Here is a 14,074-nt window from a genome sequence, read left to right as displayed (position 1 = left end):
CCCCTGTTGTCACCAGATCATCCACACGTGCGACGCACGCGCGTCCTGGGCTTTTCCATGGGTCCCCCTCGCGGAGGAATCGTGAAAAAAGTCGGCGGCGGACTCGTCAGAGTCTGCCGCCGACGTCGAGAGTGCGCGCCAGTGTGCCGATCAGCGGTTCGCGCGCTGCTTGATGCGCGCGGTCAACTCCTGCACTTGGTCGTAGATGTTGCGGTTCTCATGCATCTCCTTGCGGATCTTCTTGTCCGCGTGCATCACCGTGGTGTGGTCGCGATCGAAGGTCTCACCGATCTTCGGCAACGACAGATCCGTCAGCTCACGGCACAGATACATCGAGATCTGCCGCGGCAGCGTCAGTGCACGGACCTTGCTCGGACCGCAGAGATCGTCGATCGAGAGATCGTAGAAGTCCGCGGTCACCGCCACGATGCTCGCGGCGCTCACGTCCATCGGACCCGAGTCAGGGATCAGCGCCTTGAGCACCACCTCTGCCAGGGTGATGTCGAGTTCTGTGTTGTTGAGCGAGGCGAACGCGGTCACTCGGATGAGGGCGCCTTCCAACTCGCGGATGTTGCGCTCGATCTTCGACGCGATCAGTTCGAGGACGTCGTCCGGTGCCGCGAGCTTGTCCATCTGGGCCTTCTTGCGGAGGATCGCGATGCGCGTCTCCAGGTCAGGTGGCTGGACGTCGGTGATGAGGCCCCACTCGAACCGGGTGCGGAGCCGGTCCTCGAGTGTCGCGAGCTGCTTGGGCGGCCGGTCGGAGGAGACGACGATCTGCTTGTTCGCGTTGTGCAGCGTGTTGAACGTATGGAAGAACTCCTCCTGGATGCCTTCCTTGCCCTCCAGGAACTGGATGTCGTCGATCAACAGCATGTCGATGTCGCGGTACCTGCGCTTGAAGGCGACGCGGCGGTCGTCTCGCAGGGAGTTGATGAAGTCGTTGGTGAACTCCTCGGTCGACACGTACTTCACGCGCATGCCGGGGAAGAGTCGTTGCGAGTAGTGGCCCGCGGCGTGCAGCAGGTGGGTCTTGCCCAGGCCGGACTCGCCCCAGATGAACATCGGGTTGTAGGCGCGCGCCGGATTTTCGGCCACGGCCACGGCCGAGGCGTGTGCGAATCGATTCGACGCGCCGATGACGAAGGTGTCGAAGGTGTACTTCGGATGCAGTGAGGTGGTGCCGTTGTCTGGTGCGCTCGTCTCTCGCTGCTCGAAGTAGTTCGACCACTCGCGCGGTTCCACCGGACGCGACGGCGGCGCCGACTGCGGGTAGTTCAGCGCAGCGAGCTGCTCGTCGGACGGGATCGCGGGACTCGCGGGATAGGTCGGTGTCGGGATCGCTGGGCCGGCGGCGTTCGCGGCGTCGTACGGGGAGCTCGGAACGAATGGTTCCGGTGTGACGTTTGTTGCACCTGTGGCGCCTGAGTGTGGATGAGTATCCCCAGCCGCTTCCGCACCATCCACGGGCTGGGGAGAGATCTCCTCCGGCTCGGCGACGCGGACCGCGATGTCGACGCTCTGGCCGAGGTGTCGACTGAGTGTGAGGCGCACCGCGTCGCGCAGATTCCGTTCGATCTGCTCCTGCACGAGCGTGTTGGGGACGGCCAGCAGTGCGAATCCTTCGATCATCGTCAGCGGCTGGACCAGCGACAACCAGGCTCGTTGCTGTCGGGTGAGCGGCTCCACCTCGGCCGGACCGGTGTTGGCCGACAGATCAGCGACGACTGCGTTCCAGATGTCGGAGAATGACTCCCGGTCGCCGGCCACTGGCTCCCCCTCGTTTGGTCGAATCGGATCGTTTCAGACCTAGAGGGTGCCACGAACGCGGGTCTCGGCGCGAGTTGTCCACAAAGTTGTCCACACCTGTGGATTGTTCTGTGAACAAATCCCACAGGTGTAATTCGGGTCTGGAGATATCTGCAGGTAACCCGTCGTTTGATTTGGTTTCCGGGGGCCAGTACCCTCGAAAGGTCGCCTGTACATGGACTGCGGTAACGCGCGCTCATCACGAGCTCGGCCCCGGCCGATCCATGAGGGGCCGAAGACCGCCTGCAGTTCCAACACGAGGAGTTTCCAGTGGCCAAGGGGAAGCGCACCTTCCAGCCGAACAACCGTCGTCGCGCTCGCGTGCACGGCTTCCGTCTGCGTATGCGGACTCGCGCCGGTCGCGCCATCGTGAACGCACGTCGTTCCAAGGGCCGCGCCAAGCTGACCGCCTGAGTCGCGAATCCGGCCCGGGCAATCGGTGTCGGCCGACTCGGCGCGGATTTCTAGGAAGTCCGATTTCACCCGCACACTCTCCAAGGGTGTGCGGGTTTCGGCACGTGATCTGACAGTTCACGTGGCGCCGGTCGTACCGGCGTGGCCGGACGGGAGTGGATTGCGCCCGGACGTGGCCCTGCACGGTGGGCCGTGGCTCGGCCTGATCATCTCGAAGAAGGTCGGTAACGCCGTGATCCGTCACAGGACCGCACGACGACTTCGTCGTGCCTTCGCAGAGAGTGCGCCCTCGGTGCTCCCACCGGAGACCTTCGTTGTACTGCGAGCGCACCCCGGGATCGTGGATCGTTCGAGTTCCGAACTGGCCGAGACGCTGCGCGGCGCGTTCGCCCACCGCAAGGTGGCCGCTGCCTGTGCGCGTGCGGACCGGGGAACGGTCGTCCCATGAGTCTCGGACAGCGGCTCTATCGTCTCCCGCGGGCGAGCTTGATCTTCGTCATCGAGCTCTACCGGGCGTGGATCTCGCCGACTCGAATGCCCACCTGTCGGTTCGAACCCACCTGCAGCGGCTACGCCGTCGAAGCGCTCGACAAACACGGATTCGTGTGGGGCTCGGTACTCGCGACGTGGCGCCTGCTGAAGTGCGGCCCGTGGCACAAGCCCGGTTACGACCCGGTCCCCGAACGAGGACCCGTGGAGTGGCTGCGCAGCAAGACTTCAAACAGTGGTGCCACCGCACCAACTTCAGATAGGGGTAAGTGAGCCGTGCTCAACTTCATCTACTACCCGGTGTCCTGGATCATGTGGGTCTGGCACTGGCTGTTCGACAGCATCATGCCGAACTCCCCCGGCTGGGACGGAATAGCGTGGGCCCTGTCGGTGGTGTTCCTGGTCTTCACCCTCCGCGCGATTCTGTACAAGCCGTTCGTCAAGCAGATCCGCACGACGAAGCAGATGCAGGAAATCAACCCGCAGATGCAGGCGATTCGCAAGAAGTACGCCAACGACCGGGTCAAGATGACCGAGGAGATGCAGAAGCTCCAAAAGGAGCACGGCTTCAATCCACTCCTCGGGTGTCTGCCGATGTTCATGCAGATCCCGGTCTTCATCGGTCTGTTCCACGTGTTGCGTTCGTTCAACCGGATGGGTGCGGGCACCTCGATGCCGATCGGCGGTTCGGCCAGCGGCGGCATGACTGCCGAGCAGACCCGCAATACCGCCAACTACGTCTTCAGTGCCGACCAGGTGCAGAACTTCCTGGATGCGCGACTGTTCGGTGTTCCGCTCTCGTCGTACATCACCGAACCGGTCGACCAGTTCAAGGCGTTCGTCGATCCTGGCCAGCCCATCGACTTCTCGCGCTGGCAGATCGCCGCCGTGGTGATCCCGCTGATGATCGTGGCCTCGATCGCCACGCATATGAACTCGCGGGCCTCGGTCGCGCGGCAGAGTGCTGAGGCGATGGACAATCCTCAGACACGGATCATGAACAAGCTCGCACTGTACGTCTTCCCGCTGGGCATTCTGGTCACTGGTCCGTTCTTCCCGGTCGCCATCCTCCTGTACTGGGTCAGCAACAACCTCTGGACCTACGGCCAGCAGCACATCGTCTTCGGACGCATCGCACGTGAAGAAGAAGAGGCGAAGGCCGCGAAGGAAGAGCGGCTCAGGGCCGCAGCACCGAAGCCCGGCGCCCGACCCGACAAGACGAAGAGGGCACCGACCACGGTTGCGGTCGTCGACGGTGAAGTGGACGACGCGTCAGATGAGACGAAGTCCGCCGGCGGCAAGAAGTCGAGTCCAGCCAAGCGCCAGGGCACGACCAAGCCGGCGGCCAACAAGCCGTCTCCCGGGCAGAAGCCGAGTCAAGCGAAGCCGGGCGGAGCCAGGAAATCCGGCAGCAAGCGCAATAAGAAGAAGGGTCGGCCCGGCGGCCGTTGACGGCGCCGCGACTCATTCAGACGTTTCCATTAAGTGAGGTAGAAGATGACGGACCAGACTGTGTCGAGTGACGACACTGAACAGGTCGATCCTGTGGAGCCCATCGAGCAGGACGCTGATCTCGACGAGATCGATGAAGAGGATCAGTTGGTCGAGGAGGGCGAGATCGCCGGCGACTATCTCGAGCAGTTGCTCGACATTCTCGACTTCGACGGCGACATCGATCTCGACGTCGACGGTGACCGAGCGATCGTCAGCATCGACGGCGGCAAGGACCTGACCAAGCTCGTCGGTCGCAACGGCGAGGTGCTCGACGCACTCCAAGAGCTGACGCGACTGGCTGTGCAGCAGTCGACCGGTGACCGCAGCCGCTTGATGCTCGACATCAGCCGCTGGCGTGCTGATCGCCGCGACCGTCTCGCTCGCATCGGCAACGAGGTCGCCGAGCGTGTGCGGGATTCGGGCGAGAGTGAGTCGCTCGACCCGATGACTCCCTTCGAGCGGAAGATCGTGCACGACGCCGTCGCCGCGGTTGACGGAGTTTACAGCGAGAGTGAGGGGGCGGAGCCGAACCGCCGTGTGGTCGTCATCAAGGAATGACGACTCCCCTGATCCGGGGTTAGCCCCGGTTGGATATCCGCAGACGATCCCCGCAACGCTCTGACAACAGGGTGTCGCGGGGATCGTCTTTTCGACACAGTGACTTTATGGGTCCAGGGTCTAAGGCCTTGTCTGAAACTCTCCCATTCGGTTGTTTTGACTTACGTCAGTGTGATTCTCCGGGTCGGCGTCATCAGATGCTCTGAGCGCGTTTCACGTGAAACCCGCGCCCGCGTCCGACTGTCCAGCTCGATCAGCGCTGTTCGCGGCTGGCCCTGTGTTTCACGTGGAACAAGACCAGGGGCTGAAGCTCCGGTCGACGGGTGGCGTCAGGTTGTGGGTTAGATCGGCAACCTGTGGAAATCGGTTCCCGACGTCGGGTGGCGGGTCGGTGCGGACTAAGCTGAATGAGGCTGTCCGGCTACGGTGCGAAGTCTGTCCTCAGATGTGTGCTTGCCCTGAGCGTGTCCGCTCCCCTAGCAGGGTGGCCGGTAGTTGTCTCGATCGTGGATCTGCTGCGTGCTTCAGGATCGCGGCTCGCGAGCGGAGCGGGTTTCACGTGAAACCACTCAACCGATCGGGCACCACAACGGCCGTGTTCCACGTGGAACATCGAAGGGATGAATAGATGTCAGAGGATGACCCGACGCCGGCGGCTGCCGAATCGACGCCGGAGATCGCTGCGGCCATATTCGGCGAACGACTGCCGCCGGCCGAGAAGTACGCGCAGATTCTGTCTGAGGAGGGCGTGGTCCGCGGACTCATCGGTCCCCGTGAACTGCCGCAACTCTGGACCAGGCACCTGCTCAACTGTGCCGTTGTCTCCGAGGAGATTCCGGATGGTGCGAGCGTCATCGACATCGGGTCCGGCGCGGGCTTGCCCGGTATCCCCCTCGCGATCGCTCGTCCGGACTTGGCGGTCACTCTCATCGAGCCGTTGCTTCGCCGGACCACCTTTCTTGAGGAAGTGGTCTCCGGGCTTCCACTCGACAACGTGACGGTGGTACGCGGTCGCGCCGAAGAGAAGGCGGTGCTGAAGGCCGTGGAGCCGGCGGATGTAGTCACGTCGCGGGCTGTCGCGCCGCTGGAACGGCTGGCGAAATGGTCCGCTCCCCTGATCCGAGGAGGCGGCAGATTGGTCGCATTGAAGGGGCAGTCTGCGCCTGACGAGATCGCTCGCGATTGGGAGAAGGTGATGAGGTCCGGGATCCGGGATCTGGCAGTGGCTCAATGCGGGACGATGCTGGAGACGCCGACCACGTTGATAGTCGGGCGGCGGAATGAGACAGCACGTGATGCGCGGGCGGCCCGTCGGGCTGCCCGCCGGAACTGATGGAGGCTCAAGAATTGGTGTCATTTCGCCGGAGGGCGCACAATGGAAGCACTGACCGAAGGAGTTCCGGGGTGCCCAACCACGAGCCCAGCGTTTCACGTGAAACGCCACCAGTACCGCCAGTGCAGAGCTACGACGACACCCCGATAGCGACCGCAGCAGCCCGCGCGAGCCAGGTTTTGACCCCCGGCGGCACCGGCAGGCTCCCCCGACCGCCACAGCCGCGGGTGATGACTATCGCGAACCAGAAGGGTGGAGTCGGAAAGACGACATCCGCCGTGAACCTTGCGGCCGGCCTCGCGCTGCACGGCCTCGGGGTCCTGGTCATCGATCTCGATCCGCAGGGTAATGCGAGTACGGCCCTGGGCATCGACCATCGCAAGCCGGGAATCGCGTCTGTATACGAGATGCTTCTCGACGACGTGCCGCTGCGGGAAGCGATCCAGAAGTCGCCGGCGAACGATCGGTTGTACTGCGTGCCGTCAACTCTCGATCTCGCCGGCGCCGAGATCGAGTTGGTTTCCGTCGTAGCGCGCGAGAGTCGCCTGCGAAATGCCCTCGATCCGGCCGTGCTGGCCGAGCTCGAGATCGACTACGTGCTGATCGACTGCCCTCCGTCGCTCGGGCTGTTGACGGTCAACGCGATGGTCGCGGCCCGTGAAGTCCTCATTCCGATCCAGTGTGAGTATTACGCGCTCGAGGGCGTGGGCCAGCTGCTGCGGAATATCGAACTCGTCCAGGCACATCTGAACAAGGAACTGCATGTGTCGACCATTCTGTTGACCATGTATGACGGCCGCACCAAGCTCGCGGATCAGGTGGCTGCGGAGGTTCGGAATCACTTCGGCGACAAGGTGCTGTCGACGATCATTCCCCGCAGTGTGAAGGTCTCCGAAGCTCCGGGCTTCGGTATGACGATCATCGAGTACGACCCGGGTTCACGTGGATCCATGAGTTATCTCGACGCCGCCCGTGAGCTGGCGGAGCGAGGCGCTGCTGTAGGAGGAACGGTATGAGTCAGCGAGACACTCAACGTCGCGGAGGTCTGGGACGAGGTCTGGCAGCACTGATTCCTACGGGGCCGAGCGATGACGATCACGGTGTGAATACCACGAAGATGGGTTCCGCCGCCGCGGACGTCGTCATCGGTGGCGGATCACCGAAGGTCGGTGCTGCGGTGGCGGAGAAGCCATCGTCGGATCTCCTCGCGCCGACCGGTCCCGCGCCCTCAGCGTCACAGGCCTCTTCCGCGAGCGGTGGAGCAGACGAGATCGGCGCCGTCTACCGTGAGATCGCACCGAGCGATATCGAGCCGAACCCGAAGCAGCCGCGCACAGTCTTCGACGAGGAGGCGCTCTCCGAACTCGAGCACTCGATTCGGGAGTTCGGTCTCATGCAACCGATCGTGGTGCGGGAGCTCCCCTCCCCCGGCGCGAATGGCGCGCGCTATCAGCTCATCATGGGCGAACGACGGTGGCGCGCCGGCAGCAATGTGGGCCTGGAGACCATCCCGGCCATCGTTCGGGACACCCCGGATGGCGATCTGCTCCGAGACGCTCTGCTGGAGAACATTCACCGAGCACAGCTGAACCCACTCGAAGAGGCCGCCGCCTATCAGCAGTTGCTCGAAGAGTTCGACGTGACACACGAAGAGCTCGCCACTCGGCTCGGTCGATCACGCCCGGTGATCACCAACATGATCCGGCTGCTGCGGCTCCCGATTCCGGTCCAGCGCAGGGTTGCGGCCGGTGTCCTCTCCGCCGGGCATGCTCGCGCACTCCTCGCTCTGGAAGCGGGTGCCGACGCACAGGAGGCACTGGCGGCGCGGATCGTCGCGGAGGGACTGTCGGTCCGAGCCACGGAGGAAGCAGTCACTCTCGCGAATCGGGACGGCGTCGACGACAAGCCCGCCGCGAAGAAGCGGAAGCCGATGGAGATGCCGGGGCTGCAGGATGTGGCGAACCGGCTGTCCGATCGTCTCGATACCAAGGTGACGGTGAGCCTGGGTAAGCGGAAGGGACGCGTATCGATCGAATTCGGATCGGTCGACGATCTGGAGCGGATCGTCAATGTGATCGCCGAACAGACCGAAAAGTAGTCCCGCAAAGGGGTATACGAGAATACGTGGCTGTTTCGTCACTGTGACGGCGTCCATGTGTGGCGCTAAACCTTGACGATCTTCCGCCGCGAGAAGGAGGAGACCGCAGCGATGGGTCTGTCTGTGGTGCCACTGGAGCTCGAAGACTTCGAGACTCTGCCGCTGCATTCCCGTCGTTGCGTCTTCTGGGAGGTCGATCGGACCGGTGGGTCGCCCGCGATCGACACGGTGATCACCGGAGGTGATAAGCGCACGGACTCCGCCGGACCCGAGAGTGAGTTCGACAAAGAGGCTTGGCTGTCGGGACTGCTGCTGGAATGGGGTGTGTGCTGTCAGGTCGCTGTGGAACCCACGACCGGACGAGTCGTCGGTGCCGCCTTCTACTCCCCGCCGGGACGGGTGCCCCGCGCGCAGCACTTCCCCACCGCCCCGGTCGGTGCGGATGCCGTTCTACTCACTACGATTCGCATGGAACCGGGCTTCGAGAGCGAGTCGACGGCACTGCTCGACGCCGTCGTGGCCGACCTCGTCCGGCGCGGAGTGCGCGCGGTGGAGGCGTTCGGTTTCAGCGGCGACGACGAGTCCCTCGCGATGGATCTGGTGACGTTGCTTCTCGGCAGCGGCCTGGCCGCTGACGTGTGCCGCCGGTGCATTCTGCCGACCCGACTGCTGACGGACTTCGGGTTCGAGGTGGTCGCCGACGACCCGTACCTGCCGCGTCTGAGGCTCGAACTCGACGAGGGCCTGGGTTGGAAGAGCCAGGTGGAGCGTGCGCTCCGGAAACTGGTGGAGACCCCGCCGGCGGAAATGCTGGCGGACCCGATCAGTCAGCCGGTGACCTGTTCTGCCGCAAGCAGTTCGGCGAACGTGTAAGTTCCGGTCGGCCGGTCGTTCTCACCGAGCAGGTACAGCCGCTTGACTGCGACCAGGACGGCTTCGGCGATGGTGTCGCGGATGGCGGGGTCGCTCAGCTGCGCGGCGTCGTGAGGATTGGTGATGTAGCCGGCTTCGATCACGATGACCGGCATCCGCGTGGAGCGCAGGATGTTCCAGGTCCGTGGGTGGCTGCGGCAGTCGAGGAAGCCGGTGCGTGCCACGATCTCCCGCTGGATGTACCCGGCGAGATTGCGCCCGATCGTGGAGTAGGAACCGTGCGTGTTGCCGAAGTAGAACGTCGCGAGCCCGCTGGCCTTCTCGTTCGGGTAATGGCCGGTTCGCAACGAGATCATCAGGTCGACATCGGCGAGATTGGCCACCCGCACACGGTCGTCGTCGGTCGGGGTCGTCTTCGCGTCATGCGACAGGAATGTCTCCATACCCGCGGCGGACATCCGGCCCTCGAGACGGGCCGCCAGATCCCAGAGCAGGGTGTTCTCGTTCCCGATGGGGCTCTCGTCGCCGGGATCGATCAGAATTCGCTTACCGGTGAGCTGCGGACCGGACTTGCGAACGTGCTCCTCCTCGCGGATCGCGTGCGGCGAGCCGCCGGTGACGCGGGTGCCGAGACGTTCCAGTGATCGCAGCGTCGCGGGACCGCAGATGCCGTCGGACGAGAGACCGTACTCGGTCTGGTACAGGCAGACGGCGTGGTGCGTCACCTCGCTGAAGATTCCATCCACCAGTCCGTGGTAGTAGCCGAGATTCTGCAGGCGCGACTGGAGCGTGGCGACGTCGTCGCCCGTCATCGGCGCGGAGAGCCGGTAGAGCAGAATGCGGGCGCCCAGACGGTACGAGGCTTCGCGCAGGGCGGTGTAGGTGGCGTATCCGACGATCCCGTCGACGATCAGTCCGCGTTCCTGCTGGAAGGCGCGCACCGCACGGTCGCAGGCCTTGTCGAAGACCGCCTCGGGCGGCGACCAGGGGCCCTGCGTGGTGGACGGCGGGGTGGGTGCAGCGTCGGGCAGTAATCCACGGGTGGCCAGAATGGCCCTGATCTCGGCTACCGCAGAACCGTGGTCCCCCAGACGCAACACCTGCATACGTACTTCCCACTCTCTCGATACCGCCGACCCGGACCGAGGCATTGCTGATCCGAGACTCGCACCATTCTCTCAGCCAGCGCCGGGCGCGACAAATGATCGCGCCGTTCTGTGACGATCGGCCCACGGCCCGGGTGCGGGCGTGGGCCGATCGGCAGCGATGTCAGGCGAGGACGTCGGACAGTTCGCGAAGCAGAGCCGCCTTGGGCTTGGCGCCCATGATGGTCTTGACCGGCTTACCGCCGGAGAAGAGCATGAGCGTGGGAATGCTCATGATCTGGTACTCGCGGGCGACGTTCGGGTTCTGGTCGACGTCGACCTTCGCGACGGTCAGCTTGTCGCTGTTGTCGCGGGCGATCTCCTCGAGCACCGGAGCCACCATTTTGCAGGGGCCGCACCAGGTGGCCCAGAAGTCGACGAGGACGGGCTTGGACCCGGAGGCCTCGATCACGTCGCCGGCGAAGGTCGCGTCGGTGACTGCAACGGTGTTCTCAGACATTCTTCCTCCTGAATGGTCGTCGGCTCGGATGGCCGGCGTGAGGTTCGGTCAGGCGTGGGCCTGGTCGGCGAGCCATCGTTCGGCGTCGATAGCGGCCGAACAGCCGCTGCCGGCGGCGGTGATCGCCTGTCGGTAGGTGTGGTCGACGAGATCGCCGCAAGCGAAGACGCCGGGAAGGTTGGTGTACGTGGTGCGGCCGACGACCTTGACGTAACCGTCGTCGTCGAGCTGGACCTGTCCCTTGACGAGATCGCTTCGCGGATCGTGACCGATCGCGACGAACATTCCCGTCGCGTCGAGCGTCCGGACCTCTCCGGTCTCGGTGTCGGTGAGCTCCAGTTCGGTGACGGTGTTCTCGCCCTTGACCGCCGAGACGGTCGCATTGGTGATGAATCGGATCTTCTCGTTCTCGCGAGCGCGTTCGAGCATGATCTTCGAGGCGCGGAACTCGTCGCGGCGGTGGATCAGCGTGACCGACTTCGCGAACTTGGTCAGGAAGGTCGCTTCCTCCATCGCTGAGTCGCCGCCACCGACCACCGCGATGTCCTGGTCCCGGAAGAAGAAGCCGTCGCAGGTGGCGCATGCGGAGACACCGCGGCCGAGCAGTTCCTGCTCGCCCGGGACGTTCAGATAACGTGCCGCCGCCCCCATCGCGAGGATGACGCTGCGGGCCCGGTGGACTTCGCCGGCGACCTCGACCTCTTTGATCTCGCCCTCGAGCCGCAGGGCGTCGACCTCCTCCATGCGCAGGTCGGCTCCGAAGCGGAGCGCCTGCTCGCGCATCTCGTCCATCAGTTCGGGACCCTGGATCCCCTTCTGGAAGCCGGGGAAGTTCTCGACCTCGGTCGTCGTCATGAGGGCGCCGCCGAAGGAGATGCCCTCGAAGACCAACGGCGACAGTTCGGCCCGGGCAGCGTAGATCGCCGCCGTGTAGCCGGCAGGCCCCGACCCGACGATGATCACGTCATGGATCTGGTTCTGGTTGTCGCTCATCAATCCTCCGTTGTCGCGTAGTCCGCTCGGTGCGGCCTGCATCGTGCGATGACGCCGGGCAGACGCATCAGTCAACACCAGAGTATGGCGCGATGTTCCCGCGTGTGCGTTCCGGTGCGGCGCACCTCACCGAGGAGCCGTTCGGCGCGACGGTTCAGCCACCGGTGAGTCGGTCGATCACGGAATCGAGACGGGCCGCGATCGCATCGGGCATCGGCGCCGCCGACTGCCCGCGTTCTCGCAGCTCCGTCTGCACGCGATCGAGCGCGGCGAGCACTTGAGCGGCGTGCGGATCGGCGGCGAGCCGACTCCGGACGTGTGCGGCGACTTCGGGCTCGAGTGCGTCCGCGTGCAGATCCGCCAGCAGCTCCGTCGAGTACGGCGGCTCAGGCGCGGGGCGGCCCGCCCGGTGCTTCGCTGAAGGAACCATGATCTTTGAGAATCGCCTATCGTCCGTCGTCGCCATCCACACTACTTAGACGCACGTGCCGACGAATCGGTTCCGGCGATGATCTCCGGTGAGTCGGCCGGAGCCCTAACAGTCATCGTCCAGATACTCGAGAACCATCGCGAGCTTGGCCCGGCCGCGGGAGCAGCGGCTCTTGACCGTCCCGCAGGCCACCGACAGGATCGCCGCGGCGTCGCGGATCGAGTATCCGTGATAGTCGACGAGAATGACGGCGTCCCGCTGGTCGGGCGGCAGTACGTCGAGAGCTCGGCCGATCGACAGTCCGACGTCGATCCCGACCGTGTAGTCGCGTTCGTCGGCGAGCAGTGCCGACTCGAACTCGATGAGGGGCATGGTCTCGTGACAGCGGATGCGGCGCAGGCGGTCGAGGCAGGAGTTCACGACGATCTTGTGCAACCAGCTCGACACTGATGCGTCGGCTCGGTAGGAGGTGGCCGTGCGGTAGATGGAGATCCACGCGTCCTGCATCGCGTCCGCGGCGTCGTCCTCATTGCCTGTGGTGCGTAAGGCGATGGCCCAGAGATGATTCCGGTGCCGTTCGTACAGTTCGCGGAACGCTCCGGCGTCGCCCCCGATGTGTGCGCGAAGCAAGTGCGCATCGGTCTTCTGATCGATGATCCCCCGAGTCATGCGACGACACTAAGCGCGAAACAGTGCCGGATTCGAGCTTTTCCTCACTTTGTGGATGGTTGTTGGCGAACCTGTGGACGAATCGCGCGGTGAAGCCGACTTATGCACATCAGAGTGTGTTCTCGAGGCTCTGTCCGCCTCGGTGCCGTTGTCGCCGCCGCTCTTACTAGGCTGGTCTCATGAGCGACGACAAGCCCTTGGCCGCTTGGCGGGCCGCCCGATCGATGGGCCGGATGGCCGTTCCCGGTGAGCTGGCGCTGACCAAGACGCACGTCGTCTTCGAGCCGAAGTCGAAGCGAGCCGCCGGCGCGCGCTTCTCGGTCGCGCTGAAGTTCGTGGCAGCCGTCGGGTCGGCGCCGGGAACCGGCAGGCTGCTCTCCGGCGGCAAGGCCGATCGTCTGTGTCTCACCCTCGGTGACGGTTCGGAGTGGTTGTTCGTGATCGCGGAACTGGACGACGCGTGCACACGGATCCGTGAGCGTCTCACGGCGAACCGCTGACCGTCGCCCGGTGCGACGGCGGCCGGCTCAGCCGAAGATCTTGTCGTAGGTGGCGACGAACATCTCGGTGACCACCTCGTGGACCGAGTCCACCTGGAACAGATCGGGGCCGGCCTGCTCGTTGATCGGGTCGGTCAGTGCCATCTGCCAGTCGACGAGCAACTGCGTGATGGCGCCGACGAGGCCGATGGCCGCGAGCTTCTGCTTCGGAGTGGTCGGCCGTCCGTTGCTCGCGAATCCGGCGATCAGATCGGCCCAGTCGTGAATGGCGCCGAGCCGCAACTTCTCGATCTCGGGTGCCACGCCGACCACCTCGATGAGGATGACCCGCGCCCGCCGCGGATCTTCCACGAGACTGTTGATGAAGCCGCCCAATGCCTCCTCGGCGAGGATCGGGATGACAGCCGCCGGAACCGGTCCGTCGGCCACGCCGGCGCGATCGATGACCTCGGTGGCCGCCGCGATCGTCGCGCTGCGAGCGATGTCGACGCAACGCTGGTACACCGCTGCAAGAAGATTCACTCGGTCGGGAAACGACTCGTAGAAGTACCGCTGCGTCAGACCGGCTTCGTCGCAGATCTTCTTGACCGAGACGTTGACGTATCCCTCGGTGCCGAACAACTCCACACCCGCTTCCACGAGCGCGGATCGTCGTTGTTTCTGTCGCTCCGCGGCGGACACACCCCCGTATGTTCGCCCACCACTGTTTTTGTTCATCGAATCAGATTCTACCGCCGAGGCGATTCGGGCCAGGGGTTGGCACCGCATATCTGACACGGTACTGTGTCAAATAAATCGGACGAGAACAA

At 64.4% G+C, this 14,074-nt stretch carries 17 protein-coding genes; 10 read left to right on the top strand and 7 right to left on the bottom strand.

The genetic code is table 11. The annotated features are described in order from the left end of the window. Positions 1 to 150: 150 nt before the first annotated feature. Positions 151 to 1,770 (bottom strand): chromosomal replication initiator protein DnaA, encoded by a 1,620-nt coding sequence (gene dnaA, locus P5P27_RS19160; protein WP_006896768.1) that lies wholly within the window; start codon positions 1,768 to 1,770, stop codon positions 151 to 153. Between the two features lie 309 nt (positions 1,771 to 2,079). On the opposite strand from dnaA, the gene rpmH reads away from it, so the two are divergent. From rpmH to P5P27_RS19115, 9 genes are all read left to right on the top strand, one after another. Continuing rightward, positions 2,080 to 2,223: a 50S ribosomal protein L34 gene (gene rpmH / locus P5P27_RS19155; protein ID WP_006896767.1), complete on the top strand. Its 144-nt coding sequence runs from the start codon at positions 2,080 to 2,082 to the stop codon at positions 2,221 to 2,223. A gap of 25 nt (positions 2,224 to 2,248) precedes the next feature. Then, positions 2,249 to 2,671 carry a ribonuclease P protein component gene (gene rnpA / locus P5P27_RS19150; RefSeq protein WP_278125582.1) on the top strand — a complete coding sequence of 141 codons (423 nt, stop codon included), beginning with the start codon at positions 2,249 to 2,251 and terminating at the stop codon, positions 2,669 to 2,671. Beyond that, complete coding sequence (gene yidD, locus P5P27_RS19145; protein WP_278125580.1) at positions 2,668 to 2,985, top strand: membrane protein insertion efficiency factor YidD; 318 nt, start codon at positions 2,668 to 2,670, stop codon at positions 2,983 to 2,985. Before rnpA ends, yidD begins: the two co-directional genes overlap by 4 nt. A 3-nt stretch (positions 2,986 to 2,988) precedes the next feature. Further along, on the top strand, positions 2,989 to 4,164 hold the full coding sequence (gene yidC, locus P5P27_RS19140; RefSeq protein WP_006896764.1) for a membrane protein insertase YidC: 1,176 nt from the start codon (positions 2,989 to 2,991) through the stop codon (positions 4,162 to 4,164). 45 nt (positions 4,165 to 4,209) lie between these two features. Then, positions 4,210 to 4,764, top strand: a complete 555-nt coding sequence (locus P5P27_RS19135) for a Jag family protein (protein ID WP_006896763.1) — start codon at positions 4,210 to 4,212, stop codon at positions 4,762 to 4,764. A gap of 628 nt (positions 4,765 to 5,392) precedes the next feature. After that, positions 5,393 to 6,097, top strand: a complete 705-nt coding sequence (gene rsmG, locus P5P27_RS19130; RefSeq protein WP_062367449.1) for a 16S rRNA (guanine(527)-N(7))-methyltransferase RsmG — start codon at positions 5,393 to 5,395, stop codon at positions 6,095 to 6,097. Positions 6,098 to 6,168: 71 nt separating this feature from the next. Beyond that, entirely contained in the window at positions 6,169 to 7,113 is a 945-nt protein-coding gene (locus tag P5P27_RS19125; protein ID WP_081598115.1) for a ParA family protein, read from the top strand. Then, the gene (locus P5P27_RS19120) at positions 7,110 to 8,195 is read left to right on the top strand and encodes a ParB/RepB/Spo0J family partition protein (RefSeq protein WP_278125575.1); all 1,086 of its coding nucleotides are present in this window, start codon (positions 7,110 to 7,112) and stop codon (positions 8,193 to 8,195) included. The genes P5P27_RS19125 and P5P27_RS19120 overlap by 4 nt, the downstream gene beginning before the upstream one ends. Before the next feature lie 111 nt (positions 8,196 to 8,306). Continuing rightward, on the top strand, positions 8,307 to 9,068 hold the full coding sequence (locus P5P27_RS19115; protein WP_006896759.1) for a hypothetical protein: 762 nt from the start codon (positions 8,307 to 8,309) through the stop codon (positions 9,066 to 9,068). On the opposite strand, the gene P5P27_RS19110 is transcribed toward P5P27_RS19115, so the two are convergent. The 5 genes from P5P27_RS19110 to sigM all read right to left on the bottom strand — a co-directional run bounded on the left by P5P27_RS19110 (position 9,023) and on the right by sigM (position 12,765). Further along, a complete protein-coding gene (locus P5P27_RS19110) occupies positions 9,023 to 10,174 on the bottom strand; it encodes an N-acetylmuramoyl-L-alanine amidase (protein ID WP_006896758.1) in 1,152 nt (383 codons plus the stop codon). The two genes, P5P27_RS19115 and P5P27_RS19110, sit on opposite strands and share 46 nt — an antisense overlap. A 163-nt stretch (positions 10,175 to 10,337) precedes the next feature. Next, complete coding sequence (gene trxA, locus P5P27_RS19105) at positions 10,338 to 10,673, bottom strand: thioredoxin (protein ID WP_006896757.1); 336 nt, start codon at positions 10,671 to 10,673, stop codon at positions 10,338 to 10,340. A gap of 48 nt (positions 10,674 to 10,721) precedes the next feature. Continuing rightward, entirely contained in the window at positions 10,722 to 11,666 is a 945-nt protein-coding gene (trxB, locus tag P5P27_RS19100) for a thioredoxin-disulfide reductase (RefSeq protein WP_006896756.1), read from the bottom strand. 154 nt (positions 11,667 to 11,820) lie between these two features. Continuing rightward, entirely contained in the window at positions 11,821 to 12,096 is a 276-nt protein-coding gene (locus tag P5P27_RS19095; protein ID WP_101841504.1) for a hypothetical protein, read from the bottom strand. 105 nt (positions 12,097 to 12,201) lie between these two features. Next, entirely contained in the window at positions 12,202 to 12,765 is a 564-nt protein-coding gene (gene sigM / locus P5P27_RS19090; RefSeq protein ID WP_006896754.1) for an RNA polymerase sigma factor SigM, read from the bottom strand. 179 nt (positions 12,766 to 12,944) lie between these two features. Between sigM and P5P27_RS19085 the strand changes: the two genes are divergently transcribed. Further along, entirely contained in the window at positions 12,945 to 13,265 is a 321-nt protein-coding gene (locus tag P5P27_RS19085; protein ID WP_006896753.1) for a hypothetical protein, read from the top strand. A gap of 27 nt (positions 13,266 to 13,292) precedes the next feature. Here P5P27_RS19085 and P5P27_RS19080 read toward each other — a convergent pair whose 3' ends face one another. Then, complete coding sequence (locus P5P27_RS19080; RefSeq protein WP_278125568.1) at positions 13,293 to 13,982, bottom strand: TetR/AcrR family transcriptional regulator; 690 nt, start codon at positions 13,980 to 13,982, stop codon at positions 13,293 to 13,295. Between the last annotated feature and the right edge of the window lie 92 nt (positions 13,983 to 14,074).

The organism is Gordonia sihwensis, from assembly GCF_029632925.1.
GTDB classification, from domain to species: domain Bacteria; phylum Actinomycetota; class Actinomycetes; order Mycobacteriales; family Mycobacteriaceae; genus Gordonia; species Gordonia sihwensis.
This window is presented reverse-complemented; position numbering and strand designations above follow the sequence as displayed.

What these genes read in the sequence shown, in the direction of transcription:
- P5P27_RS19110 (WP_006896758.1), bottom strand. Translation starts at nt 10,174, where the DNA reads ATGCAGGTGTTGCGTCTGGGGGACCACGGTTCTGCGGTAGCCGAGATC.
- P5P27_RS19085 (WP_006896753.1), top strand. Translation starts at nt 12,945, where the DNA reads ATGAGCGACGACAAGCCCTTGGCCGCTTGGCGGGCCGCCCGATCGATG.
- trxB (WP_006896756.1), bottom strand. Translation starts at nt 11,666, where the DNA reads ATGAGCGACAACCAGAACCAGATCCATGACGTGATCATCGTCGGGTCG.
- P5P27_RS19080 (WP_278125568.1), bottom strand. Translation starts at nt 13,982, where the DNA reads ATGAACAAAAACAGTGGTGGGCGAACATACGGGGGTGTGTCCGCCGCG.
- P5P27_RS19115 (WP_006896759.1), top strand. Translation starts at nt 8,307, where the DNA reads ATGGGTCTGTCTGTGGTGCCACTGGAGCTCGAAGACTTCGAGACTCTG.
- sigM (WP_006896754.1), bottom strand. Translation starts at nt 12,765, where the DNA reads ATGACTCGGGGGATCATCGATCAGAAGACCGATGCGCACTTGCTTCGC.
- yidD (WP_278125580.1), top strand. Translation starts at nt 2,668, where the DNA reads ATGAGTCTCGGACAGCGGCTCTATCGTCTCCCGCGGGCGAGCTTGATC.
- trxA (WP_006896757.1), bottom strand. Translation starts at nt 10,673, where the DNA reads ATGTCTGAGAACACCGTTGCAGTCACCGACGCGACCTTCGCCGGCGAC.
- P5P27_RS19135 (WP_006896763.1), top strand. Translation starts at nt 4,210, where the DNA reads ATGACGGACCAGACTGTGTCGAGTGACGACACTGAACAGGTCGATCCT.
- P5P27_RS19095 (WP_101841504.1), bottom strand. Translation starts at nt 12,096, where the DNA reads ATGGTTCCTTCAGCGAAGCACCGGGCGGGCCGCCCCGCGCCTGAGCCG.
- P5P27_RS19120 (WP_278125575.1), top strand. Translation starts at nt 7,110, where the DNA reads ATGAGTCAGCGAGACACTCAACGTCGCGGAGGTCTGGGACGAGGTCTG.
- rsmG (WP_062367449.1), top strand. Translation starts at nt 5,393, where the DNA reads ATGTCAGAGGATGACCCGACGCCGGCGGCTGCCGAATCGACGCCGGAG.